Source organism: Psychrobacter sp. T6-1 (assembly GCF_052258445.1).
The window spans coordinates 1-976 of the sequence record NZ_JBQQFC010000571.1; the positions used below are offsets into that span (position 1 = coordinate 1).

Sequence of the window (976 nt, forward strand, 5' to 3'; positions counted from 1 at the left end):
TAGATTGGCAAGATACAGATAGTGAGGTATATAAAGATGGCGGTGACGAAGGAGCGGTATATGATTCAGGCTCGCCTAATCAGCCCTTTATCAGTGTCGATCAGCTACTAGACGTTTCAGGTGTAGATGATAAGGCTTTAGCCGCACTACGCCCGTACATTACAGCGGTGCCTTATGACTTGCCTATCAATGTCAATACCGCAAGCCCTGTACTATTAGCGTCTTTGGTAGAGGGTGCAACCACTGAGCAGATGCAAACATTAACAGATTTGCGTACTCAGCAGGTAATGGGGTCTATTGATGAGTTGTGGCAACTGCCAGCGCTTATGAGTGTGACTGATGAGCAGCGCCAAGCGTTAACACCGCTTTTAGCCGTTGATAGTCGAGCTTTTAGCGGCCTTGTCACAGCCAATGATAGCGATGGTAAACAGCGATTTGCGCTCATTTTGATCAAAAATGTGCTTGATGAGGGTAATACGACAAACAATGAAAGCGGTGCAGTTAGTAGCAATTCAAATAATCAAAATACGAGTGGTAACAATGTAAATAGCGGTGCAAATGATGTCAATGGCAGTGCAAATAACGCTGCGGCTAGTAGCAGCGAATCTAGCGCTGACAAAACTGTCAAAGTGATTAATCGTCGCCTTTATGCGTTTAGACCCAGTTTTTAGACATTTGCCTTGATTACCGAGTTATCGTCAGTCCATTGTAAAAACGATACAGCGTAACTAATATTAATTTTGCGCAGCATCGAGCAGCGTAGGCACAGCACGCAAGGAAAATTGATATCAGTTACGCGTTAAAATTCAATGTATCTGATTTATTTAGTATTTACTATATCTAGAGGTTAGCGTACTCAATCATCCAAAAGCGTCTCCTCAGAGGACTTCCAGTTGTAGGCCCCATAAAACAGCATTTGCGCTTGGCGGGTGCAATTATGCAGCATCAGCTGCTTTTTTTCTTCAATGTCGCCCAA

The 976-nt window shown here is 43.8% G+C and carries 1 protein-coding gene and 1 pseudogene; one reads left to right on the forward strand and one right to left on the reverse strand.

All coding sequences use genetic code 11. The features are described 5' to 3' along the window. Window positions 1-671 (forward strand): type II secretion system protein GspK (locus ACTXGO_RS14660; RefSeq protein ID WP_443575039.1); only part of this gene is annotated, 671 nt, incomplete at its 5' end. A 185-nt stretch (window positions 672-856) separates the two neighbouring features. On the opposite strand, the pseudogene ACTXGO_RS14665 reads toward ACTXGO_RS14660, so the two are convergent. After that, window positions 857-976 (reverse strand): annotated as a pseudogene (locus tag ACTXGO_RS14665) (TetR family transcriptional regulator); the annotation flags it as partial.